We start from the raw sequence: 24,406 nt of genomic DNA on the forward strand, positions 1-24,406 counted from the left end.
GAAATGAGAACGGGCCGGCGCAGCGCGCGCGGCCCGTTGCAGACGGCATCACCGGTGGCGGTGAATGTCGTGCGTGACGAAGCCTGCGTCGTTGACGGGCAGCGCGAGGCCGTCCTTGACCGCGAGCGTCTTGCGGATGTCGTCGAGACCCGCGGACCAGTGGTCGCGCATCGTCGACAGACCGAACTGGTAGTCCTTGTAGTGATGCTCGTAAGCCTTCTGCTGATAGATCAGATGCTGAACGTTGTACTTCTTGCCGCTCGACATCGCTTCGGCTTCGACGCACCACGGATCGTTCTTGCGCTGCGCTTCGGGCACCTGTTCGAGCACGTGCCGCAGCACGTTGCGAAAGCGCTGTTCGCGTTGCAGCGTATCGGTGACCAGACGCGTGCGGCTCGAATACTGCACGTCCTTCGTGCGTTCCGCGACGTCGGCCATGGTGCGCGGCAGCGGCCCGCGAGCGCTCCACAGATCGACCTGGAACGCGAGCGTGTCGCGGCGCGGATGCGCGCGCAGCACCTCCATCAGCGGCGTGTTCGACACGATGCCGCCGTCCCAGTAGTACTCGCCGTCGATCTCGACCGGCGGGAACGCCGGCGGCAATGCGCCGGACGCCATGAAGTGCTCGGGCTCGAGCCGGATGCGCGCGTTGTCGAAGTACACGAAGTTGCCGGTGCCGACGTTGACCGCGCCGACCGACACGCGCGTCTCGCCCGAGTTGATTCGGTCGAAGTCGCACAGCTTGAGCAGCGTCGCGCGCAGCGCGGACGTGTCGTACCAGCTGATCTTCTCCGGATGATCGGACACGCCGGGCAGCGGCGGCGGAAAGCGCGGCACGAAGAAGCCCTGCTGGCCCTGCATCATCGCGCTGGCGGCCTGCGATGCAGTGAAGAACGTGCGGATCTGGTCGATGCTGTTGAACAGCGCGAATTCGAATGCGGCCGGCATCGCGGGAAAGTACGCGGGCTGGCAGATCGTCTCCCAGAATTCGCGCAGCCGTTCGACGCGATGTTCGGGCGCGTTGCCCGCGATCAGCGCGGTATTGAGTGCGCCGATCGAGATGCCGGCGATCCAGTCGAGCGGAATGCCGGCCTCGTGCAGCCCTTCGAATACGCCGGCCTGGTAAGCGCCGAGCGCGCCGCCGCCCTGCAGGACGAGCGCGATCGTTTCGTATGGCAGCGACCGCGCCGTTGCCGGTGCACCGGCCTCGTGTCGCAGGTCCGTCGCATCGACGGCCTGCTTTTCTGTACGCGCGTGCGGTTTCATCAGTTGCTCCGGGAAATCCGCCGTCGACGGCGGGGATGAACGGAGCGACGTCGACCGACGCGCTCCGTTGCGAGAATAAGCCGTGGTTCGCGATGCGCCTCCGTTCCGGAGGCGCGCAAGGCGCGCGACGTTATTGCATGAACCAGCCGTGGCTGACGACGAACGACTGGCCGGTGAGCGCGGCGCTCGGGAACGCCGACAGGAACAGCACCGTCTGCGCGACGTCCTGCACCGTCGTGAACACGCCGTCCACCGTGTTGCCGAGCATCACCTTCTTCACCACTTCTTCCTCGCTGATGCCGAGCTCCTTCGCCTGCTCCGGAATCTGCTTGTCGACCAGCGGCGTGCGCACGAAGCCCGGACACACCACATGCGAGCGCACGTTGTGCTTCGCGCCTTCCTTCGCCAGCACGCGCGCGAGCCCCAGCAGCCCATGCTTGGCCGTCACGTACGCCGACTTCAGCGGCGACGCCTCGTGCGAGTGCACCGAGCCCATGTAGATGACGACGCCGCCGCGATCGTCCTTGTACATGTGCTTGAGCGCAGCCTTGGTCGTGAGGAACGCGCCGTCGACGTGAATCGCCTGCATCTTCTTCCAGTCGGCGAACGAGTAGTTCTCGATCGGGTTGACGATCTGGATGCCCGCGTTCGACACGAGGATGTCGACCGAGCCGAACGTCTCGGCGACCTTGTCGATGCCGCTGTTGACCGCGTCCTCGTTGGTGACGTCCATCGCGACGCCGATCGCCTTGCCGCCGGCCTTGTTGATCTCGTCGGCCACCGCGTTCGCGCCGTCCTGGTTCAGGTCGGCGATCGCGACGGCCGCGCCGGCCTTCGCCAGCTCCAGCGCGATTTCTTTGCCGATGCCGCTCGCGGCGCCCGTGACGACTGCGGTCTTGCCATTCAGGTTGCTCATTTCGAATTTCCCGTGGTGAAGGATGGACAGGGGAGGCCCCTGGGACGTGCTGGTTACTGAGCCAGATAATCGTAGACGACTTCGCCGAGCCCGAGCGTCAGATCGGCGACGATGTGACGAGCCTCGACGATCTCGAGCACCGGCAGGTCGGCCACCGGCGCCAGCGCGTGCGGCGCCAGCTCGAGCGACGCGGGGCCGGTCCACGCGCCTTTCATCTTGATGTCCTGCAGGTAGTAGCGCACCAGTTCGCACACGCGCGCGGAGCCGTCGACGTGCGGGATGATCTTCAGCAGGAAGTTCGGGCCGGCGAGACGCTTCATCTGCTCGTCGAGGTCGAGTTCCTTGTGCTTGTAGCCCATCGTGCCGGTCGCGACGCGCACCTTGCCGTAGTCGAGCGTGCCCAGGATGTGATCGGTGTTCACGTGCAGCGTCGGCGACGCGAGCTTCTTCGGAAAGCCCCACAGTTCGCGGCCGCCGGCGATCGGCGGATGATCGTCGAGATACATCGCGAGCGTGTAGCCGCCGGCCTGCCCGTTGTATTCGACCGGAATCACCTGGCCGCTTTCGGTGTAGTCGCCGAAGCCGGTCGAATCGGCCATCCGGATGAATTCGTAATGCACGAGCGGCTCGGCAATCTGTAGCGGCTCCGGGACGACCGCGCGCAAGCGCTCGGGATCGGTGCGGTACGTGATGATCACGAACTCACGGTCGACGAAACGATACGGGCCCATCGGAAAGGCCGGGCTGGTCAACGGCATCGCAAACGCTTTGGATCGGACATCGCTGGGCTTCATGCGGACTCCTTGTTGTCGAGCGCTACGGGGGTGAGTGGGTCTAAATCGTATGCCTGTGCGTTGCCGTTGTGCGATGCCGCATCGGGAATTAATTGTTGCCGATTTCGGATCCGTTGCGGCGTAAATGTTGAGACGAGTGAGTTGAACCACGGCGATCGCCCGCGATGGCCGCATTTCCGGGGCACGCAGCGATGCCGCGATATGAAAAAGGTGAGTATTTACGGGAAGGTAGGTGAGCCTTCGCGGGCGAAGGTGGCGCGGGAATATGTCAATTGTGTGAACTCTTGCTGCGGTGCACGTTCTAAGTGCGTTCGCGCGCGGACCGCTTCGGCTGCCGTCGTCGCGCGTTAACGATCACATAAGCGAGTGAGCACTAGCATCGTTCGCATCCGACCGGCGCGCCCGGTCTCCCCATCGGCCCACACCTGACCGGATTCATGCAGAACCTCAATCTCACCCTGTTCGACGCCGTCAATGCCGGCGCCGCGCCGCACCCCGCGGTGGCCCGCGTCGCTTTTTTCGCCGCCGACTGGCTCGTTTATGCACTGCCTGCGATGCTGCTGCTGACGTGGATCTTCGGCGAGCGCCCGACGCGGCGGCAGGCGATCGAAGCCGGCGCCGGCGCGTGCGTGGCGCTGGCGCTCGCACAGGTGGTCGGGCATTTCTGGTTTTCGCCGCGGCCGTTCATGGTCGGCGTCGGTACGCAGCTGATTCCGCATGCGCCGGACAGCTCGTTTCCGAGCGATCACATGACGTTTGCATGGAGCCTCGCGGCCGGCATGCTGCTGGCCGGTACGACGCGGCTCACCGGGTTCGTGATGGCCGCGATGGCCGTCGCGATCGCGTGGGGGCGCGTGTACGTGGGTGTTCACTGGCCCTACGACATGGTCGGCGGCGTGCTGGTGGGCACCGCCGGCGCGCTGGCTGCGCACCTGTACGGTTACCGGGCCGTCGATCTGCTCGAACGCATCGGCGACGCTGTGCACGCGGTCATGATGGGGCGCGAGCGCACGCCGTGAGCGGGCTGCGGCGCGCGTGAAGCGCCGGTTGCCGACGTCAACCGGCTGTCTTGGCCGCGTCGGCCGACGCCGACGTGCCGCCGCCCGCTTCGTGCAGTTCGGGCGTTTCGCCCGTATGCCGGGCGGCGTCGCGTTCGAGCGAACTTTCCTTGAGGATCGCGCACATCGCGACGAACAGCGCGAGCGCAACGGCCGCCAGGCCGCAATAGCCGGCGATCTTCAGGTGGCGAAGGAAAGGCGAAGCGGGGTTTGCTTTTGTCATGACCGGGCGCTCCTGGGCGGACTGCGGCGGCTGTCGCGCGACAGCGGCGTCGCAGACATACATATATACCAGCCGCGGCGCCGATGCCAAGCCCGCCGCGCGAAAGCGCCCGTTGCGTCAGTCTTCCAGCGTTTCATGCACGGCCGCTGCGCCGCGCTTCCAGTATGCGGCCGCGCGGATGCGCGACTTGTCGATCCCGCGCTCGCCGCTCAGGTGCTGACGCACCGCGCGCATCGATTGCGCTTCGCCTGCGGCCCACACGTATCCGTCGCCGGAGGACGGCAGCGGCAGCTCGCGCACCGCATTCAGCAGCGCATCGCCGTCGCTTGTGTCGGCTTCGGCGCGAAAGCGCCAGATTTCGTGCACGTCGGCACGCGTGTCGAACGCGATTTGCGCGGTGCGATCAACCACTTCCAGCACCACCGCCACGCGCGCGCCGGCCGGCAACTGCTCGAGGCGGCGTGCGACGGCCGGCAGCGCCGTGTCGTCGCCGATCAACAGATGCCAGTCGAAGTCGGTCGGCACGACGAACGAGCCGCGCGGCCCGCCGATACCGAGCCACTGGCCGACGCGTGCCTGCGCTGCCCATTGCGATGCGGGGCCTGGATGGTTCAGCACGAACTCCAGGTCGAGTTCGCAGGCGGCGCGGTCGAAGCGGCGCGGCGTGAAATCGCGCGCGACCGGTTTCGGCTCGCCTGCCGGGAATTCCGGGCCGTTCGCGCCGAGCGTCGGCAGCGCCGGTCGCTCCGCGCCGGGCGGCGGGAAAAACACCTTCACGTGGTCGTCGAACGACGACGATTCGAAATCCGCGAGGTCGGCGCCGCCGAGCGTGACGCGCAGCAGGTGTGGCGTGATCGCACGCACGCGCACGACTTGCAGCAAGCGGAATTTGAGCGGATGGCGCACGCGGGTCACGGTGCGCTCCGGTGTGTTCTGTATCAATCCGTGCTCCTGATGGTTTGTGGTGGTGCGGCATGGGTTACGCGCCGCTGCCGCCTTCGATTTCGGCCGTCGCGCGGCGCATGATCGCTGCGATGCGACGCTGCTCGTCGGCGTCGGCGGCGCTCTTGTGCAGCAGCGCGCGCTTCAGTGCCAAGCGAGCCGCGACGAATTCCGGCAGCCAGCCGGCTTGTGCATCGTCCGCTGCTTCGCTGCCCGCCGATTCGCCGGCGAACGCACGCCGCATGAATTCCATCTTGCGGGCGAGGTGCGTGAGACGCGCGAACAACGTGTCGACCCGTTCGCGCTGCGCCTCGAGATGCGCGCGGCCGGCGTCCGTCAGCGCGTAGCGTTTGCGGTTGCCTTCTGCTTGCGAGACGACGAAGCCGACTTCCTCGAGATAGGTCAGCGCCGGATAGACCATGCCGGGGCTCGGGCTGTAGAAGCCGTTCGAGCGCGTGTCGAGCGCCTTGATGAGTTCGTAGCCGTGGCTCGGTTGTTCGGCGACCAGCGCGAGCAACAGCAGTTGAAGGTCGTCGGAGCTGAACTGGCGGCCGCGCGGCATGCCGTCGTCACCGAAATCGCCAAAGCCGCCGCGTCCGCCACGGCCGCCGAACGGGCCGCCGCCGAAGGGATCGTGGCCGCGGCGATGACGGCCGATCGCGTGCCGCAGGCTGGCGAACCACTCGAGGCCGGGATGATGGCCGTGGCCGCGGCAGCGGGCGTCGCCATCGAAAGGGGTGTGTCGCATGATCGTGTCCTATGTGTCGGAAAACATATCTAAAGATATATATCGAAAGATAGGGTGTCAAGGGTGGGATTTGGGGTTGGATGGGTTTGAAGGGTGGGGCTCCACGAATGGGGCTGCTCCTCGCCTATTGATGTAAGGAATTGCAGCGCCGCGGCGCGCGACTTTACGCGTGCCGGTTGCCCTCGCATTCGTGCCGAGTGCAGGGAGGTCGCTTGCCGTGTCGCTCGCGTGCTGGCCGACCGCGATTGCGCATCGTCCGGACGCGATCGCGCCGAAGCCGCTCGGCCGCGATCGTGGCGTTCGCATTGACCGCCGTACTGCCATACCGATGGTTGTCGATAATTCGCCGACTGCCGTCGCCAACTGTTCGACGCATCCGATACTCATCCCGTCTGACCCATACGAATCCATGCGCCGAACACGAGTGCGGCTCTCTCGGCCGCGATGTGATCGACCAAATTCGATGTCTCGTTGGCCACGGTCCAAAACGCGGCCAAACGCAGCCCTCAGCGCACGCATTTCGCGAGCACCAGACCGTTCGCGATACCTCCCATCGCATTTCTCACTACTAAGATTCCGCCGCCGATCCGTGGTCGAGACAATCCGCTCCGTACGCAATTTTGCGTGCATTCAATTCGACAAAAGTTACGGATAGGAAAATGAAAAAGATTTTGGCAGCAGCGGCGCTCGCCGCAGTTTCGGCATCGACGTTTGCGGCGGCGACCCCGGGCACGATCCGGTTCCAGGGCGAGATCGTCGCCGGCGCATGCGGCATCAGCCAGGAAACGCTCGACCAGACCGTGTCGCTCGGTCAGGTTCCGTCGCACGTGTTCAAGAAGGTCGGCGATCGTTCGGAGGCGAAGAATTTCAACATCGTGCTCACCGACTGCGATACGTCGACGCAGACCAACGCGTTCTTCACGTTCACGGGCGCGTCCGACGCCACCAACGCAGACTTGATCGCCACGACCGGCAGCGCGAGCAACGTCGGCATTCGCCTGCAGGCGGGCGCGAACGATTACCTGAAGAACGGCACCGAGCAGTCGTCCCCGGTTGTGCTGTCGAAGAGCGGCAACACCGTGACGTTCGGCGCGATGTATGAGGCGACGGCCGCAGCGGTCACGCCGGGTATCGCGAACGCGGTCGCCAACTTCACCGTGCGCTACCAGTAATCGCCGGGAGCTCCTGGGGGGAGCTCGGCTCCCCCCGTTCCACGCATTCGTCCGGCTGATCAATGTGAACACCCCCCGTCGCCTTCTCGGCATCCTCGTCACCTGCCTGCTGACCGCCAAAACCGCGCACGCCACCGAATTCAACGCCGACTTTCTGGATGTCGACGGTGCGAAGGACGTCGACCTCGCGCAGTTCACGCACGCCGACTACACGGTGCCCGGCACCTATTTGCTGGACGTGGTCGTCAACGGCAGGCTGCTGGCGGCGCGTGCCATCGACTATGTCCAGGGCAACCAGCCCGGCACCAGCGTCGCTTGCGTGCCGGCCGACCTCGTCGCGCAGATCGGCCTCAAGCAGACGTTGCTCGCCACGCTGCCGCGCACGTACGACGGCCGCTGCATCGACCTGCTCGCGATCGACGGCGCATCGGTGCGGCACGACCGCGCATCCGCGCGCCTGCGGATCGCGATTCCGCAGATTGCGTTCGAATACAGCGACCCCGACTACATACCGCCCGCCGCATGGAGCGACGGGATCCCCGGCGCGTTGCTCGACTATCGCGTGATCGGCAACACGTCGCACGGTCACGGCACGCATTCGAGCACGGTGCAAAGCTATGGAACGATCGGCGCCAATGCCGGCGCATGGCGCTTGCGCGGCGACTATCAAGCGCAGCTCGCGTCCGGCGGCAACGCAAACTTCGGCGGCAGCTCCAAGACGTTCCAGTTCAACCGGCTATACGCGTTCCGGGCGTTTCCGCAGATTCGCTCGACGGTATCGCTCGGACAGAGCTATCTGAATTCCGACATCTTCGACACGTTCGCGCTCGACGGCGCGACGCTGCAGAGCGACGACCGCATGCTGCCGCCCGGCATGCGCGGCTATGCGCCGCTGATCACGGGTGTCGCGCATTCCAACGCGACGGTGACGGTGTCGCAGCAGGGGCGCGTGCTGTATGCGACCCGCGTGCCGGCCGGTGCGTTCGCGTTGCAGGACTTTTCCGCGAGCGTGCAGGGCACGCTCGACGTGACCGTGCAGGAAGAAGACGGCAGCGAGCAGCGCTTCACGGTGCAGAGCGCGGCCGTGCCGTTCCTCGCGCGCGCAGGTGAATTGCGTTACCGCACGGCGGTCGGCAAGCCGCGGCTGTTCGGCGGCGCGGGTATCGATCCCGCATTCGGTTTCGTGGAAGCCGCATATGGCTTGCCGCACGAGATCACGATCTACGGCGGGGCGCTCGGTGCGTCGGGTTATGCGGCGCTCGCGTTCGGCGTCGGCAAGAATCTCGGCGCGTTCGGCGCGGTGTCGGCCGACGTGACGACGGTGCGCGCCCGGCTGTGGTGGAGCGGTGAAACGCGCGTCGGCCGCTCGTATCGCTTCAACTATTCGAAGCACTTCGATTCGATCGATTCGGATGTGCGCTTTTTCGGCTATCGGTTCTCCGATCGCACCTACACGTCGTTTCCGCAGTATTTCGGCGATCCGACTGCCGCTGGCCTCGCGCCCGGCAAGCAGCGCTACTCGATCAGCCTCGCGAAGCGCGTGATGGACGTGTCGACGTTCGTGTCCTACGACCATACGAGCTACTGGAATCGCCCGTCGGACGAGCGGATCGGCGTGACGGCCGCGACGGCCGTGCGGATCGGTTCGCTGCGCAACGTCTCGCTGAACCTGTCGGCGTACCGCACTCGCGGTGGCGGCGGCAGCGGCAACCAGCTGTTCGTGTCGGCGACGATTCCGTTCGGTTCGCGCCAGACGGTGACGACCAGCGTCGCATCGACCAGCGGCGGCGGCACGAACGTGACGGCCGGCTATCTCGGCGGCACCGACAAGGGGCTCTCCTATTCGCTGTACGCGGGGACGACCAACGGCGCCGCATCGGCGAGCGGCAATCTGCGCAAGCAGTTCAGCTCGATCATCGCGAACGTGCAGGCGGCAGCCAATACGCGCTCGAACACGTCCGCGTCGATCGAACTCGATGGCTCGTTCGTCGCGACGCAGCACGGCGTGACCGCGCATGCGAACAGCTACAACGGCGATACGCGCCTGCTGCTGTCCACCGACGGCGTGCCTGACGTGCCGTTCTCGGGCACGCAGGCGAGTTCCGACGCGCGCGGCTACGCGGTGATCGGCGCGGTATCGCCGTTCAGCACGTTCGACGCGCGGGTCAACACCAATCGCGCGTCGTTGCAGACGACCGTGTCGAACCCGGTGCAGCGCGTCGTCCTGACCGACGGCGCGATCGGCTACGTGCATTTCGATACGACGCACGGCCGGAACGCGCTCGTCGTGCTGCGCTTGCCGTCAGGCAAGGACGCGCCGTTCGGCGCATCGGTGGTCGACCGTCGCACCGGCAAGGAAGTCGGCATCGTCGGCGAACACGGCGTGACCTATCTGACCGGTGTACGCAAGGACGCCGAGCTGGTGGTGCGCGTGGTCGACCGCGACATCTGCCGGCTTCCCGTCCTTCCTGAATCGATGACGCTCGGCGCCGATCCGGTTCCACTCGATTGCGCCGAGCCCGACACACTTTCCCGGAGATAAATGATGAATTCGAACCCGTTGATGCGGCTCGCGGCCGCCGTCGGCGTGACGATGCTGATCGCGGCTGCGACCGTGCATGCGGCCGTCGTGCCCGACCGTACGCGCGTGATCTACGACGGCGATGCGCAGTGGCAGAGCGTGACCGTGGCAAACAAGAGCGAGAAGTACCCGTACGTCGTCCAGTCGTGGATCGAAGACGAGCACGGCAAGAAGATCACGTCGCCGTTCATGGTGCTGCCGCCGCTGCAGCGGATCGAGCCGACGGAGCGCAACGTGTTGCGAATCGTCCGGTTGCCGGGCGATGCACTGCCGAGCGATCGCGAGTCGGTGTTCTATCTGAACATCCGCGAGATTCCGCCGAAAACGGATGCCGTCAATGCGCTGCAGATCGCGCTGCATTCGAAGCTGAAGCTGTTCTATCGCCCGAAGGGGCTGCAGCCGGCGGCGGACGAAGATCCGACGCTGCCGATGACGGTGCGTCTCGATCCGTCGACGCACAGGCTCGTGCTGGACAACCCCACGCCGTATCACGTCACGGTGGTCAAGCTGTTCGCCGGGGAGAGCAAGACACCGCTGAAGTTCGGCGGCCTGATGGTGGCGCCGATGTCGGCCGCGACCACCGACGTGGCAGGCCCGCTGCCGGCAACGCTGTCGGTCGTGCACATCAACGACTCCGGCGGCGAAACCGCCGTCAGGTACGCGTGCGATGCATCCGCATGCCGGAGCCAACCGAAATGAGCGCGGCGATTTCGCGCCGCGGCGTGCGTGCCCGTCTCATCGGGCTGTTCTCGCGCGTAATGTTGCTGCTCGGCTGCCTGGTCGTCGCGCAATCCGCGTGGGCCGTCCGGTGCGTGACGAGCGACGGAGTCGACCGGTTCGTCCAGCCGATCGGCTCCGTGCAGACCTATCCGATCAACGCACCCGACGGCTATGTGATCTGGATCTCGCCGACGCGCACGACCACCGGCTACTGTTACAAGGATCTTGGCGGCGAGTCGCTGACGTTCGACGATCCGATTTCGTTCTACGCGAACCCGAACGGCGAGAGCCCGCTGGCGTGGGGGCTCGAGATTGGCATCCGCTATCGCGGCGTCGACTATTTCGGGGCGGGCAACCAGCCGGGCACGGGGGTGCCGACCGGAATCGTCGTGCCGCCCTGTAGCCGTCGGGATTTTAATAAGTTGGGGGGATGCCCGAGGATTCCGGTCAGCATCACGTATCAGGTCGTCATCAGGAAGGCGGGGACGTGGGTGGGGATTCCGCAGGACAGCTATGCGGCGTTCCAGTTCGACGGCGTGAAGGGGATCAATGCGCGCAACACGAGCTTCCGGTACACCCTGAGCGGAATGCAAAACCTGAAGCCGTCACCCTGCGTCGTCGACGTGACCGTGACGCCCGAGCCGGGCCTCGTCGATTTCGGGAAAGTGAAGGCGACCCCGACGGGTTTTTCTCCGGAGACGCCGACTCAACCGTTCTCGCTTGCGCTGGACAAGCGGCAATGCGACACGCCCGTGAAGATTCAGGGGTACTTCGACACGCCGAATCCGGTGCAGGGCAACGTCGTCCTGCCGTCAGCCGACAGCGGCTTCGGCGTCGAGATTCTCGACCGCAACGGGCGCCAGGTGCCGCTGCGCGAGCCGTTCGATCTTGCGAACTTCTCGGCGACACAAGCGCGTATCGACGTGCCGATGAGCGCGGTGCTAAGGTCGTTGGGGACACCGAAGATCGGTCCGTTCACCGTGACGGCGACGGTGCAGATTCTCTACGATTGAGGTCGCCGGACACCGCGGAACGCGTCGCTCGCGCTGCGGGTGGTGAAGACGACGAAAGCGGTCTCTTCGTTATCCGCAGCGCGAGCGCCGGCTTGCCTCCCACGTCGGCGACGCACTTCCGCACGTGGCAACTGAGGACGGTACGCGCATCCATCGTGTTTGCGACGTTCCGACGCCGGCTTTCTTTCGACTACGTCGACGTCTACCGCAGCAAATCCCAGTCGCCGCTCGGCTACCGGCTGCCCGGCAGCCAATCAAAACTCTGCCGATACACATCGGGCCGCCCCAGCCTATTTCGCCCAGCCCGCCGCGATCCATAAATACAAAGCATGCCAAGCATGCGAAGTATGTATTTTCCCTATGCTTCGCACGCACCTACATTGTCGATATTCGATCCCTTTCGAGAGAACAGCGATGAATCCGACAAGGCCTGGCACGACGGCGGCCCATAGCCGACAAAATCTCGCTGACAAGATTCGGCAGTTCACCCCGAACTGGTTCGCGATGACGATGGGCAACGGAATCGTATTCCTCGTCCTTGCCGGATTGCCGTGGCACTTCGCAGGGCAGATGGCGTTGGCCCACACGCTGTGGGTGGCCGACAGCGCGCTCTACATGGTGTTTGCCGGCATGCTGTTGGCACGCTGGATCTTCTATCCGGAAACGATCCGCCCGATGCTGCATCACCCGCTGCAGTCGATGTTCCTCGGCGCCGTGCCGATGGGGCTCGCGCCGATCATCAACGGGCTGGTCATGTTCGCCGGCTCGCATGCGGGCGAAGCGGCGAGCCAACTGGCCTACGGCTTGTGGTGCGTCGATGCGGTACTGGCGCTCGCCGTCGCAGTCGGCGTGCCGTACATGATGTTCACCGCGCAGGACCATGCGTTCGAGCGCATCACGGCCGTGTTGTTGCTGCCGATCGTCGCGCCGGAAGTGGCGGCGTCGAGCGCCGCCGTCCTCGCGCCGCATGTCGACGCATACACCGCGCGCTTTCTGGTGGCCGCCGGGTACGTGCTGTGGGCCGTGTCGGTGCCGCTCGCGTTTTCCGTGCTGACGGTCGTGTTCTTCCGGCTGGTGATCCACAAGCTGCCGCATCGCGATCTCGGTCCGTCGAGCTGGCTGACGCTCGGGCCGATCGGAACGGGCGCGCTGGGCCTGCTCGCTCTCGGCCACGTCGCGCCCGACGCGTTCGCCGGCACGGCGTTCGAGGCGACCGCGCTCGTCGCGCGCGAGATCGGCGTGATCGGCGGCTTGCTGCTCTGGGGCACCGGCCTGTGGTGGCTCGCCACGGCGATGCTGTTCACGCTGCGGTATTCCCGCGACGGGCTGCCGTTCAATCTCGGATGGTGGGGCTTCACGTTCCCGCTCGGCGTCTACACCGTCGTGACGTTCAGTCTCTATCGGACCACGGGCTTTGCCGCGTTCGCCGTGCTCGGGATGGCGCTGGCGGCGCTGCTCGGCAGCCTCTGGTTGATCGTGCTGTCCCGCACGCTGCGCGGCCTCGCCCGCGGCGAACTGTTTCACGCTCCGTGTCTCGTCGTCCGTGCGCAGCCCGCGCTCGGTTGAACCCGTCGTCGAACCGCTGCCGCCGGCGGCACGTGCAACACGCGGCCGGCCGCAGCGCAGCTTTCCATCCGCGTCACCGAACCCAACCTCGAAGGAGATCCAGCATGTCCAAACCTGCCCGCCGTGTCGCCGTGACCGGAGCCGCCGGTCAAATCGCCTACTCATTGCTGTTTCGAATCGCCCGCGGCGATCTGCTCGGCGACGATCAGCCCGTCATCCTTCAGCTCCTGGAATTGCCGCACGCGCTGGACGCGCTGCGCGGCGTGGTGATGGAACTGGAAGACTGCGCCTTCCCGCTGCTGCAGTCGGTCGAAATCAGCGACGATCCGCGCGTCGCGTTCCGCGATGCCGATTACGCGATGCTCGTCGGATCGCGCCCGCGTGGCAAAGGCATGGAACGGCGCGATCTGCTGGCCGCGAACGCCGCCATCTTCCGCTCCCAGGGCGAGGCGCTCAACGAAGTGGCGAACCGGCAGGTGAAGGTGCTCGTCGTCGGCAACCCGGCCAATACCAACGCGTGGGTGGCCCGCCACTACGCGCCCGACCTGCCGGCGGATGCGATTACCGCGATGATCCGTCTCGACCACAATCGCGCCGTGTCGAAGCTGGCCGCCCGATGCGGCGTAACGGTCGATGCCGTCAGCCGCATGGCGGTGTGGGGCAATCATTCGCCGACCATGTTCCCCGACTACCGTCACGCGCTGATCGACCAGCAGCCTGCGCCGATGCGTGTCGGCGACGAGCGCTGGTATCTCGACACGTTCATCCCCGAAGTCGCGCGCCGCGGCACGGCGATCATCGAAGCGCGCGGCGCCTCGTCGGCGGCGTCGGCCGCCAATGCGGCGATCGACCAGATGCGCGACTGGATTCGCGGCAGCGGCGGGCGCTGGGTGTCGATGAGCATCGTGTCCGGCGGCGAGTATGGCATTCCGCGCGGCCTGATGTTCGGGATGCCGACGATCTGCAGCGAAGGCCGCTATCGCGTCGTCCCGGATCTCGAGATCGACGCGCTGGCGCGCGCGCGCATCGATGCGTCGGTTGCGGAACTCGTGGACGAGATGCAGGCCGTGCGCGCGATTCTGGCGCTGTAGCGCGATCCGAAGCGCATCGAAGCCGACTCCCGCTCGAACGACCCACCTAAAGGAATCCATCGTGCTGAACGCATTGAAAAAGAACATGGCCATGTCATTGGCGTTACTGCTGTTCGCGTGCGGTGCGTCCGCCCACGAAACGGCCGATCCGACGATACGGCGCGATGCGCGCGACGGCGTCGTGCGCCTGTACGGCGCAGGCGGCCCCGATACCGCATTCGCGAAAGTCGCGAAGGTCTTCACCGACGAAACGGGCATCAAGGTGGCAGTGACCGGCGGACCGGAGCCCACGTGGAGCCGCAAGGCGCAGGCCGATGCCGACATTCTGTGGGGCACCTCCGAAGAGGATATGGCCGGGCTGCTCGAAACCTACACGGTGTTTCGATGGGGCGACGTGACGCCGATCTATGTTCGCCCGGCCGTCATCGCCGTGAAGAAGGGCAATCCGAAACACATCCACGGCTTCGACGATCTGCTCGCGGACGGCATGCGCATCGTCGTCACCGAAGGCGCGGGCGTGGCGAATACGTCCGGCACCGGCACGTGGGAGGACATCGCCGGCCGCATGGGACGTCTCGACGACGTCAGGCGGTTCCGGCGGAACATCGTCGGATTCGGCAAGGGCAGCGGGCCGAGCTTCAGGATGTTCGTCGACAAGGACGCGGATGCCTGGATCACCTGGCCGGACTGGCCGATCACGCATCCCGACCAAGCCGATTACGTGAGCTTGTCCGCGAACCGGGCGATCTGGCGAGACGTCAACGTTGCGCTCGCCCCGGATGCCGATCCTGAAGCGAAGCAATTCCTCGATTTCCTGAACAGCGATCGCGGCGCCGCCATCATGAAGACCGAGGGCTGGGTGCGTTGAGCGGATGACGGAGCGCGACGGCGGAACGTGCGTTCCCAGGCGAACGGCCCGCGACACGTATGTCTTGCCGCAGTCGATATGCATGGCGGCCGCGCAGCCACTGCCCGTTTTCAACACACGCGATGACTACCTCACCTCATCTCGGGACGGTTACGTACGCACCATCGCACGCCGGGATACGCCGGTAGCCGACAAGCAGCCCCGGTTCATCCGCGCGTGTGGCTGCGGCGCAGATTTCAGTTTTGTCATCCGCGTGTTCGACTGAGGTCAAGTCGGATCATCACAATGGGAGCACTGAACAACGACCGTATCCGGCGACGTGCCTCGTGATCGCCAAGGATGCGCACCTCACCGCTTATGCAAGGTGTCAGCGATGAACGACCTGATCCACGAACCAACGGCCACGCTACGGCGCGCGGAATCATCCGGCGATGGAGCGAGGAGCGCACCGGCTTCGCGCGCTTGCCGATACGTCCGCACGGCTCGGGCCGCCGGTTCGTGGCGCGACGACGCGCGAGCGATGCCGTTGCCGCGAGCGGCAGGTGTCTGCCGCGACGGGAGATCGGCCGCCGGCGTTCCGGCCGCGCACGCGATGGCGTTCGGTTGCCGCCGTGCCGAATCGTGAATTGAACGTCGATATGACCGGCCTCATCCATCGATGCGGTTCGAGCAACCCTTCGTATAACTGGTGCAGCGCGTGTCGTTTCGATACCGTGGATTCACTGCACCGCTCGTGCGTAACGCTTCATGTTCCCGTCAGGTAGCCAGCCATGATTCTTTCGTCGTCGAGTCCTTGCAAGACAGCCGCCGGTTTCAACGTGCTTGCCGGTGCGCGCGCGTCCAGCCCTATTGCTGCGGAGCACGCGTGGCGCGAGCCGGGCGTCGGCCGCGATATCGATATCGCCCTTTCGCGCTGGACACGCAATGGCGCGCAGACGCTCGAAGTGGCGAACGACTGCGGCGAGAACTGGCACTGCATCGGCATCAACCTCAAATGCACGTCGTTGACTTTTTCGCACGCGGGCCGCACGCTCGTCGAAGGCCGGTTGACGGCCGGTACCGCGCAGATAACGGCGCCCGGCGTCGCGTGTCGCGCCGTGTTCGGCGCGCCGAGCGACGTGCTGCACTTGTTCGCGTCCCAGACGGTATTGGCCGAGTGCTACGCCGACCTCTTCGGCCGCCCCCATGCGGGCGACATCGTCATCGACGATCCGCGGCTGATCCGCGATCCGGCGCTCGAGCGGCTCGGTCAGGCGCTTGCCGTGTCGCACAAGGAGCACGCGGCATTGGGCAAGGTGTTCGCCGACAGCATCAGCCTCGCGATCGTGTCGCGCGTGGTCCTTCGCCACTTCTCGACCAACCGGAGCGAGGTGCGCGTTGCGGCCGCGCTGCCGTCGTGGCGCATGCGTCGCGTGGTCGAGTTCGTCGAAGCGAACCTCGCGGAGCCGATCGGCCTTGCCGACATGGCAGACAGTGTCGGGCTGACGCGGATGCACTTTGCCGCGCAGTTTCGTCGAGCCACCGGGTTGCGGCCGCACGAGTATCTGATGCGGCGGCGCATCGAGCGCGCGCAGCAGCTGCTGCTCGAATCACGCGACGGGCTGCTCGACGTCGCACTGGGCTGCGGCTTCCGCTCGCAAGCCCATTTCACGACGGTGTTCAAACGCTTCGTCGGAGAGACGCCGTTTTGCTGGAGGGCGAAGACGAATGTCGATCAATGAACGGGTCACGGCCTTCCTGGCCGTCAGCGATGGATTTCTTCGCGGCGCATCGAGCGACGCCCGCGCGATCGCGCAGCACGCTCGCCGCAACGGTTCAACCCATGACGCAATGAGGACGACGATGAACGTCTCGACCGATGTGATCGCGCTGGATCCGTGGCAGCAAACGCTGAGTCTGCTGTCCCAACTGTGCCGTGACGATCTGCGATTGCGCGCGCCGGCGCGCGAGCCGCTGCGCGCGCGCGGGATGGCGCATCGTGCAAACGTGCGAGCGAGCGATGCCGAGCGCCGAGCCGTTTCGGTGAGTTTCGTCGATCGTGTCAGCTCGACCGTGGTTACGATCGCATGGCGCGATTCCACGCACTGCTCGTATGGCGACCAGACCTGGCACGTGACACGCGCCCGCGCCAGCGGAGTGTGTGCGCTCAGCGGCGAACCCGTTCGCATCGGCGACGCCGTCTATCAACCGCGTGCGCGTCCGAAGCCGCTCAATGCCGGGGCGATGATTCTGGAGTCGGTGCTGCACGAAGCCGAAGCCGAAACCGAAACCGATCGCTGACGTCGGCGGCGACGCGGCAAGCACCCAACAAACGCAACACTCGCGTGCCCGCTCGCCGCGCGCAACGCCGTGCGAGCCCCGCGCGGCGCTGAGCACGCAACGCGGCGGCAAGCAGCAGGCTACTCGGCGCCCGCAGCGATCGCGGTGTTCAGCGTGCCGCTCGCCACGAGGTCGAACAATGCCTGGCCGCTGGGGGACAGCGAGCGCCCTTTCGCCCAGACCATGTGCAGCGGCCTGACGATCTTCATGTCGTCGACTTCGATGACGGTCAGCTCGCCGCGTCGCAATTCGTCCGTTACGCTGAGCGTCGAAATGTAGCCGAGCGCGTGCTGGGACAGCAGCATCCGCTTGATCGCCTCCGTATGGCTCACCGACATCAGCGGCTCGATTTCGAGGCCGGCGCGACGATAGGATTCTTCGACGATCGCGCGCGTGCCGGACCCCGGCTCACGCATGATGACGGCGCGTTCGGCCAGATCGCGCGCCCGTACTTTCTTGCCCGCAAGCGGGTGACCGGCCGCTGCGATGACGGCAATTTCGTCGGAGCCGATACGGCGGGCATGGAGAATGGACTCGTCGAACGGCCCTTCGATGAAACCGATCGTGAAGGTCAGGTCGTGCAGGCCCGCTTCCACGCGTTCGGTGTTCGTGACGGTCAGATCGATCGCGACACGGGGATGCAGCGCATTGAACCGCGCAATCGCTTCGGGGACGAAAAACACGCCGAGCGTGCCGCTGGCGCCGATCTTCATGTGGCCCGACCCGAGGCCCGCCAGCTCCGCGAGCTCTTTCTCGGCCGTATCGGCGAGCGTGAAGATGCGGCTCGCATACTCGTAGAGCAGCTTGCCGCCTTCGGTCAGCGCGACGCCGCGCGGCAGCCGGTCGAACAGCACGACGCCGATGCGATCCTCGAGTTCGCGGACCTCGCGGGTGACAGCCGGCTGACTGACGTGCAGTCGTTCCGCACCTGCGCTGATACTGCCGGCGCGCGCGACTTCGTAAAAGGCGAGAAGGTGAGTGAAGTTCATAGAGTGCGGGACAGAGGCCGGCTGCCCCGCGCGCCACGTATCCGGGCCGGGCTGCCCGGCGGGCGGCCTCGGCTGGACGGTGTACGGCACGTGCGGTCAGCTGCCGAAATAGGAATTGCAGAAGCTCGCCGGGCCGACGCACGACGCGCCTGCGCGCGTAGCCGCGTGAATGCGCTTGCCGCTTGCCGAGGTGCCGTCCGCCGGCGCGCTGCCGAAGCCGCTCGCCGCCTGCTGCTGCGCGGCGACCGTCGCTTCGGCTGCCTGGATGTCCGACGGATACCGAGGATCGTTTCCGGGTGCCGGATTATAGCCAGCGCGTTCGACGCGGACCAGATCGGCGCGGACTTGTGCGCGCGTGAGCGGCGTGTTGCTTTGCGCGAAGCCCGACGCAGGAGCGGCGAGGGTGCCGAGGACGAGCGCGATGCATGCGAGCGTTTTCATGATGAGACTCCTTCGGTTCGGTTGAGTACGCCGCAACGATCCCTGCCTCCCCGCGTGGGGCGACGTCGAGACCCGCCGAACGATCGTCGTGCCGCGCGGAGCGGGTCAGTCGCCCGCTCGGGCCGTCCCCGTCACCTTGCCGCGAAAGACCGAGTACTGATAAAGGTTGTAGCCGATCATCACCGGAAAGATGAAGCCGATGCCGATCAGCATGAACACCAGCGTCGCCGTATCCGACGAAGCCGCGAGAATGGCGAGCCTGCCGGGCACGAAGTCGGGATAGACGCTGACCGCGAGCCCCGTGAACGAGACCACGAAGAGCGCCACGGCGGCGCGAAACGGCCCGCGCACGCTGCCCAGATAGAGCGAAGCGACCAGCCACGCGAACGACAGTGCGGCGCACAGGGCCAGTGCCGCGAGCACCGGGAACACGCCGGGCTCGAGCCACCGCTCGCGTCCCACCGCGCTGCCGGCCCAGGTGGCCGCCGTCAGCACGGCCGCCGCCGCCACGGTGAGCACGGCGCACAGCAACGCGATACGACGAGCCCACTGTTCGAGGGCGCCCACCGTCTTCTTCGCGACGTAGGTGGCGCCGAGCAACGCATAACCCGTCACCACGCCGAGCGCCGCGACGCCGGAAAACGCGACGCCGAACGCGCCGGGCGCGAGCCCCGTGACGATGCGGCCGAGCATGACGCCCTGCGAAATCGCGGCCACCAGGCTGCCCGCGCCGAATACCGTATCCCACGCCGGCCCGTGCCGGTCGCCGTGACGAAATTCGATCGCCGCGCCGCGCATGATGAGTCCGGCGATCATCGTCATCACGGGCACGTAGAGGCTCTGCATCAACAGCGCGTAGGCGGCCGGAAAGGCGCCGAACAGTGCGCCGCCCACCACGACGAGCCAGGTCTCGTTCGCATCCCACACGTGGCCGATCGTCTCGACCATCACGTCGCGTTCGTCGCGCGTACGTTTGAGCAACGTGAGCATGCCGACGCCGAGATCGAAGCCGTCGGTGACGACATAGAAGACGAGCATCAGGCCGATCAGCGCGAACCACGTGAAGGCCAGCATCGAATGAGCGGAAGTGTTCATCGTCATTTCGCCCGCAGGGGCGCGCAAAGAGGTCGATAAGAAATCAATAGGTCACGGCGGTCGCCTGCTCGCGGACCGCGACGGCGCCGGGCAGCGGCGCGGCGAGGTCGGGGCCGCGCTTCAACCAGCGCCGCGCGAGCGCGAAGAACGTGACGATCAGCACCACGTAGAACGCGGCGAACATCGCGAGGCTGCCCGCCACCGGGGCGGCCGCCACGGCCGACGCGGCGTCGCTCGTGCGCAGCAGCCCGTAGATCACCCACGGTTGCCGCCCCACCTCGCGCACGATCCAGCCGGCTTCCACGGCGACGTACGGCAGCGGAATGCAGAGCACCCACGCGATGAGGAGCCTGCGCCTCGCGAGCAGCCGGGCCAGGTCGCCGCGCGCCTGATACACCGCGTACGCCGTCCACCCGGCGAGCAGCGCCAGCACGAAGCCGATGCCGGCCATCGCGCGGAACGCGTAGTAGATCAGCGGGATCATCGGCGGCTGGTCGGCGCGCGGGAAGTCGGCGAGGCCTTTCACCTGCCCGTGCAGCGAATGCGTGCCGATGACGCTCAACAGCCCCGGGATTTCGATCGACCAGTCGTTGCGCTGTCGTTGCCGATCGGGCCACGCCAGCAGCGACCACGGCGCGCCGGTGCCGGGTGCGTTGGTGGTCCAGTGGCCCTCGATGGCCGCGCCTTTCGCCGGTTGCGTCGCGAATACGCTGACGCCGCTCGAATCGCCGAGCCAGATCTGCAGCGGTGCCACCACGGCGAGCATGACGAGCGCGAGCTTGAACGAGCGCGCAAAGAACGCGGGTTCGCGGCGGCGAAGCATCTGCCATGCGGAGATGCCGGCGATCACGACCATCCCCGTCTCGATCGCGGCCACCCACATGTGCGACACGCCCCATGCCATGTCCGGATTGAAGATGGCGGCCACGTAGTCCGTCACCACCAGCTTGCCGTCCACCAGCTTCACGCCCGCGGGGGTTTGCATCCACGAATTCGCCACCATGATCCAGAACGCGGAGAGCGTGGACCCCAGCGCGACCATCGACGTGGCGAACAGGTGGACCTTCGGCGACACGCGGTTCCAGCCGAGCATCATCACGCCGACGAACCCCGCTTCGAGCATGAACGCCATCGCGCCTTCGAAGCCGAGGATGTTGCCGAAGAACGACCCGCTGAACTGCGCGAACCCGGCCCAGTTGGTGCCGAACTGGAACTCCATCGGAATGCCGCTCACCACGCCCACGGCGAAGTTCAGCACGAGCAGGCGGCTCCAGAAGCGCGCGTGGCGGTAATACAGCGCGTCGCCGGTGCGAATCCACAGCGCTTCGACCAGCAGCAGAAACGCCGAGAGGCTGATGGTCAGGATCGGCCACAGGATGTGGAAGATCGCGGTCATGGCGAACTGCGCCCGCGACAGGCTGACGACATCACTGAGCATGATCGTGCTCCCCGGCGTTGAGCGCCACGGCGAACGCGGCGGAGTCCGGCCCGACCGCGGCCGCGCGCACCACTTTGACCGGCACCGACTTGTACGACGGCGTGCGGCTTTGCGGATCGAAGGCGTCGAGCGGCACGAGCGGGTTCGCTTCCGGATAGTAGGCGCCGCAGCAGCCGTCGGGCAGCGAGTATTCGACCACCTTGAAGCCGCGCACGATGCGTTCGATGCCGTCGGCCGCGAGCGCCACGATGTCCACTCGCTCGCCGGGATGCAGGTTGCGTCTGCCGAGCTCGCGCGGATTCATGAACACGACGTCGCGCTGCCCGAACACACCGCGATAGCGGTCCGAGTGCGAGTAGAGCGTGGTGTTGTACTGGTCGTGGCTGCGCATGGTCGTGAGCCGCAGCGCATCGGGATCGTCGTGATGAAGGTCTTCATCGAGGCCGCTGAACACGAAGAAATTCGCGCGTCCGCTCGGTGTGGCCCACACGCGCTCGCGCGCCGTGGAAGCCAGATGGAAACCGCCCGGCACACGAATGCGTTCGTTGTAGGCCTGGAAGATCGGCAACACGGTTTCGATGGCGTCGCGAATGCGGTCGTAGTTCGCGACCAGCTGCTCCCAGGGCACGCGCGACGCATGACCGAGCGTCGCGCGGGCGATGCCGGCGACGATCGCCGGCTCGCTGCGGAGGTGGGCCGAGGCCGGCGCATTGCGCCCGGCGGACGCGTGGACCATCGACATCGAATCCTCGACGGTGATCGATTGCGGCCCGTCGGCCTGCAGGTCGATTTCGGTGCGGCCGAGACACGGCAGGATCAGCGCGTCCTTGCCATGCACGAGATGGCTGCGGTTGAGCTTGGTCGCCACGTGCACGGTCAGGTCGAGCGTGCGCATCGCGGCCTGCACGCGGACCCAGTCGGGCACGGCCGCCGCGAAGTTGCCGCCCAGCGCGATGAAGACGCGCGCGTAGCCGCGCATCATCGAATCGATGGCGGCCAGCACGTCGTGGCCGTGCGCGGCGGGCGGGCGAAAGCCGAAGGCGCGCTCGATGCCGTCCATCAGCGCGGGCGTGGGCTTTTCGGTGATGCCGACCGTGCGGTTGCCCTGCACGTTCGAGTGGCCGCGAACCGGGCAGATGCCCGCGCCCGGACGGCCGATATTGCCGCGCAACAGCGCCAGATTCGCGATCTGCTGCACGTTCTCCGTGCCGCGCCGATGCTGCGTGAGCCCCATGCCGTAGACCAGAATCACGTTGCGCGCCTGCATGTAGACCTGCGCGGCGTTCGCGATGTCGGCGTGCGAGAGCCCGGCGTGGCGTTCTATCGCGTCCCACGACGTGGCGCGCAGGTCGGCCAGCAACGCGTCGATGCCGACGGTGTGGCCGGCGATGAAGGTGGTGTCGAGGATGCGCGGCGCGCCTGCGGCGAGCGCGGCATCGTCCGCTTCGACGAGCGCTTTCATCATGCCCTTGAGCACGGCCACGTCGCCGCCCACGCGCACCTGATAGAGGAACGTGCTGATGGGCGTGGAGCCGAGCGTCGCCATTTCGAGCGGGTCTTGCGGCGCGGCGAAGCGTTCCAGCGCGCGCTCGCGGAACGGATTGAACGAGACGATCTTCGCGCCGCGCCGCGACGCCGCATGCAGGTCGCTCATCATGCGCGGGCTGTTCGTGCCGGGGTTTTGTCCGAAGATGAAGATGGCGTCCGCGTGCTCGAAGTCTTCGAGCAGCACGGTGCCTTTGCCGACGCCGATCGACTGCGGCAGCCCGACGCTCGTGGCCTCGTGGCACATGTTCGAGCAATCGGGAAAATTGTTCGTGCCGAATTCGCGCACGAACAGCTGATAGAGGAATGCCGCTTCGTTGGAAGCGCGGCCCGACGTGTAGAAGTCGGCCTGGTCGGGATGGTCGAGCGCATTCAGGTGCTTGCCGATCAGCGCGAACGCCGCGTCCCACTCGATGGGCACGTAGCGGTCCGATGCGCGCTCGTAGACCATCGGGTGCGTGAGGCGCCCGGCCATTTCGAGGTCGTAGTCGTCCCAGGTTTCGAGTTCCGCCACGCTGTGCGCGGCGAAGAACGCCGGCGTGCAGCGCTTCGCCGTGGCTTCCCAGGCCACGGCCTTGGCGCCGTTCTCGCAAAACTCGAACGACGACGTGTGCTTCGGGTCGGGCCACGCGCAGCCGGGGCAGTCGAACCCTTCGGGCTGGTTCATCTGCAGCAGCGTCTTCGCGCCCGACACGGCGATGCCCTGCACCGCGAGCGCTTCGCCGGTTGCCTTGAGCGCACCCCATCCGCCGGCGGGTTCGCTGTAGATGCGTACGACTTTGTTGCGAGCCATGTCAGATTCCTCGTTTCGGTAGCTTCGATCGTCGTCGCTTCGCGTTCGGCGCGATTGAGTCGTTGCCTTGCGCGTTGCGGATTCGCACGTTGCGGTGCGTGTCGGCGTGCGTCGGCGTGCGTCGTGCGGTGCGGGTTCAGATCCAGTTTTTCGAAGCGCCGGCCGCGGGCCGGTCGGCCGGCGCGGAATGCGACGCGCGATGTGTCGCGCGCGGGGGCAGCGCATCGCTCGAACCGGTCAGCTGCGCCGCATGCGCCGCGGCGGAGCGCGCTGCCGGGCGATACGCTGCGCTTTCGGCCGGTGCGGATGCGTCCGGCGCATCGCTTGCGATGCGTTCCAGCGGCAACTGCATGTCGGCGCCGACGGAAAGCACGGCGTCGTCGAACGTCGGCAATCCGGCGACGTGGGTGAGCGCGGCGGCCACGGCCGCCACGGCGGCCAGCGCGACCGCGCGCCAAGGCTTCATGGACCTGATGTCGATCGGCTTCATGTCAACTCTCCGGGCAGAACGGACGCCGATGCGAGCCGGCGTGGGCGAGCGGTGAATGCATGAGCCGATGTTGCCCGTTCGCGTGCGCGAGGGCTTTCGAATTCGCCCGGCGTGCGGTCGATTTGCACGATGGCGGGCGAGGCGAGGGCGCGAAGCCGCACAACCGGCGCGGGTGGCGACCGAGCCGAGCGGAAAAATGCAGGCTTGCGACGAAAAGGCGGCGGCCGGTTCGATACCGATGCGGTGCGTGACAGGAGCGGCGTCGAACGCCGCTCGCAGTTTGTGGAGGATCTGGCCGCGCCGTTTTACGGATTCAGCCGGGGCGGCGCGCGCCTGCC

22 protein-coding genes are annotated in these 24,406 nt (G+C 66.4%); 10 read left to right on the forward strand and 12 right to left on the reverse strand.

Annotated features, from left to right (window positions below):
* Nucleotides 1-48 precede the first annotated feature (48 nt).
* The 3 genes from C3Y15_RS18270 to C3Y15_RS18280 form a co-directional block, all read right to left on the reverse strand.
* Nucleotides 49-1,266: a patatin-like phospholipase family protein gene (locus C3Y15_RS18270; protein WP_014724249.1), complete on the reverse strand. Its 1,218-nt coding sequence runs from the start codon at nt 1,264-1,266 to the stop codon at nt 49-51.
* Between the two features lie 130 nt (nt 1,267-1,396).
* The gene (locus tag C3Y15_RS18275; RefSeq protein ID WP_014724248.1) at nt 1,397-2,182 is read right to left on the reverse strand and encodes a 3-hydroxybutyrate dehydrogenase; all 786 of its coding nucleotides are present in this window, start codon (nt 2,180-2,182) and stop codon (nt 1,397-1,399) included.
* Nucleotides 2,183-2,235: 53 nt separating this feature from the next.
* The gene (locus C3Y15_RS18280) at nt 2,236-2,976 is read right to left on the reverse strand and encodes an acetoacetate decarboxylase (protein ID WP_011881119.1); all 741 of its coding nucleotides are present in this window, start codon (nt 2,974-2,976) and stop codon (nt 2,236-2,238) included.
* 437 nt (nt 2,977-3,413) lie between these two features.
* On the opposite strand from C3Y15_RS18280, the gene C3Y15_RS18285 reads away from it, so the two are divergent.
* A complete protein-coding gene (locus tag C3Y15_RS18285) occupies nt 3,414-3,995 on the forward strand; it encodes an undecaprenyl-diphosphatase (protein WP_059460616.1) in 582 nt (193 codons plus the stop codon).
* Nucleotides 3,996-4,032: 37 nt separating this feature from the next.
* On the opposite strand, the gene C3Y15_RS18290 is transcribed toward C3Y15_RS18285, so the two are convergent.
* The 3 genes from C3Y15_RS18290 to C3Y15_RS18300 form a co-directional block, all read right to left on the reverse strand.
* Nucleotides 4,033-4,257 (reverse strand): hypothetical protein, encoded by a 225-nt coding sequence (locus C3Y15_RS18290; protein WP_014724245.1) that lies wholly within the window; start codon nt 4,255-4,257, stop codon nt 4,033-4,035.
* Between the two features lie 117 nt (nt 4,258-4,374).
* Entirely contained in the window at nt 4,375-5,199 is an 825-nt protein-coding gene (locus C3Y15_RS18295) for a siderophore-interacting protein (protein WP_185499729.1), read from the reverse strand.
* 37 nt (nt 5,200-5,236) lie between these two features.
* Nucleotides 5,237-5,947, reverse strand: a complete 711-nt coding sequence (locus C3Y15_RS18300) for a PadR family transcriptional regulator (RefSeq protein ID WP_034193433.1) — start codon at nt 5,945-5,947, stop codon at nt 5,237-5,239.
* Between the two features lie 659 nt (nt 5,948-6,606).
* Here C3Y15_RS18300 and C3Y15_RS18305 point away from each other — a divergent pair.
* From C3Y15_RS18305 to C3Y15_RS18345, 9 genes are all read left to right on the forward strand, one after another.
* Complete coding sequence (locus C3Y15_RS18305) at nt 6,607-7,119, forward strand: fimbrial protein (RefSeq protein ID WP_011881114.1); 513 nt, start codon at nt 6,607-6,609, stop codon at nt 7,117-7,119.
* 64 nt (nt 7,120-7,183) lie between these two features.
* Nucleotides 7,184-9,661 carry a fimbria/pilus outer membrane usher protein gene (locus tag C3Y15_RS18310; protein ID WP_069246397.1) on the forward strand — a complete coding sequence of 826 codons (2,478 nt, stop codon included), beginning with the start codon at nt 7,184-7,186 and terminating at the stop codon, nt 9,659-9,661.
* Nucleotides 9,662-9,682: 21 nt separating this feature from the next.
* A complete protein-coding gene (locus C3Y15_RS18315; protein WP_041494249.1) occupies nt 9,683-10,399 on the forward strand; it encodes a molecular chaperone in 717 nt (238 codons plus the stop codon).
* Complete coding sequence (locus C3Y15_RS18320) at nt 10,396-11,433, forward strand: fimbrial protein (RefSeq protein WP_060122673.1); 1,038 nt, start codon at nt 10,396-10,398, stop codon at nt 11,431-11,433. Before C3Y15_RS18315 ends, C3Y15_RS18320 begins: the two co-directional genes overlap by 4 nt.
* Nucleotides 11,434-11,847: 414 nt before the next feature.
* The gene (locus C3Y15_RS18325; protein ID WP_069240573.1) at nt 11,848-12,999 is read left to right on the forward strand and encodes a TDT family transporter; all 1,152 of its coding nucleotides are present in this window, start codon (nt 11,848-11,850) and stop codon (nt 12,997-12,999) included.
* A 104-nt stretch (nt 13,000-13,103) separates the two neighbouring features.
* Complete coding sequence (locus tag C3Y15_RS18330) at nt 13,104-14,090, forward strand: malate dehydrogenase (protein ID WP_011881108.1); 987 nt, start codon at nt 13,104-13,106, stop codon at nt 14,088-14,090.
* A 91-nt stretch (nt 14,091-14,181) separates the two neighbouring features.
* Entirely contained in the window at nt 14,182-14,958 is a 777-nt protein-coding gene (locus tag C3Y15_RS18335; protein WP_045578484.1) for a substrate-binding domain-containing protein, read from the forward strand.
* Nucleotides 14,959-15,728: 770 nt separating this feature from the next.
* Entirely contained in the window at nt 15,729-16,679 is a 951-nt protein-coding gene (locus tag C3Y15_RS18340) for an AraC family transcriptional regulator (RefSeq protein WP_080484442.1), read from the forward strand.
* Nucleotides 16,666-17,238, forward strand: coding sequence for a DUF3331 domain-containing protein (locus C3Y15_RS18345; RefSeq protein ID WP_014724234.1), 573 nt, complete (start codon nt 16,666-16,668; stop codon nt 17,236-17,238). Before C3Y15_RS18340 ends, C3Y15_RS18345 begins: the two co-directional genes overlap by 14 nt.
* Before the next feature lie 119 nt (nt 17,239-17,357).
* Here C3Y15_RS18345 and C3Y15_RS18350 read toward each other — a convergent pair whose 3' ends face one another.
* From C3Y15_RS18350 to C3Y15_RS18375, 6 genes are all read right to left on the reverse strand, one after another.
* A complete protein-coding gene (locus tag C3Y15_RS18350) occupies nt 17,358-18,266 on the reverse strand; it encodes a LysR family transcriptional regulator (protein ID WP_011881104.1) in 909 nt (302 codons plus the stop codon).
* A gap of 96 nt (nt 18,267-18,362) precedes the next feature.
* Entirely contained in the window at nt 18,363-18,707 is a 345-nt protein-coding gene (locus C3Y15_RS18355) for a DUF4148 domain-containing protein (RefSeq protein ID WP_011881103.1), read from the reverse strand.
* A gap of 105 nt (nt 18,708-18,812) precedes the next feature.
* A complete protein-coding gene (locus C3Y15_RS18360) occupies nt 18,813-19,802 on the reverse strand; it encodes a cytochrome d ubiquinol oxidase subunit II (protein WP_011881102.1) in 990 nt (329 codons plus the stop codon).
* 43 nt (nt 19,803-19,845) lie between these two features.
* Nucleotides 19,846-21,240: a cytochrome ubiquinol oxidase subunit I gene (locus C3Y15_RS18365; protein WP_034193427.1), complete on the reverse strand. Its 1,395-nt coding sequence runs from the start codon at nt 21,238-21,240 to the stop codon at nt 19,846-19,848.
* Nucleotides 21,230-23,578, reverse strand: coding sequence for an FdhF/YdeP family oxidoreductase (locus tag C3Y15_RS18370; RefSeq protein ID WP_069246398.1), 2,349 nt, complete (start codon nt 23,576-23,578; stop codon nt 21,230-21,232). Before C3Y15_RS18370 ends, C3Y15_RS18365 begins: the two co-directional genes overlap by 11 nt.
* Before the next feature lie 136 nt (nt 23,579-23,714).
* Complete coding sequence (locus tag C3Y15_RS18375) at nt 23,715-24,068, reverse strand: hypothetical protein (protein ID WP_069240571.1); 354 nt, start codon at nt 24,066-24,068, stop codon at nt 23,715-23,717.
* Nucleotides 24,069-24,406: the final 338 nt, after the last annotated feature.

The sequence above is a fragment of the Burkholderia sp. B10 genome, assembly GCF_004368385.1.
GTDB lineage: Bacteria > Pseudomonadota > Gammaproteobacteria > Burkholderiales > Burkholderiaceae > Burkholderia > Burkholderia vietnamiensis.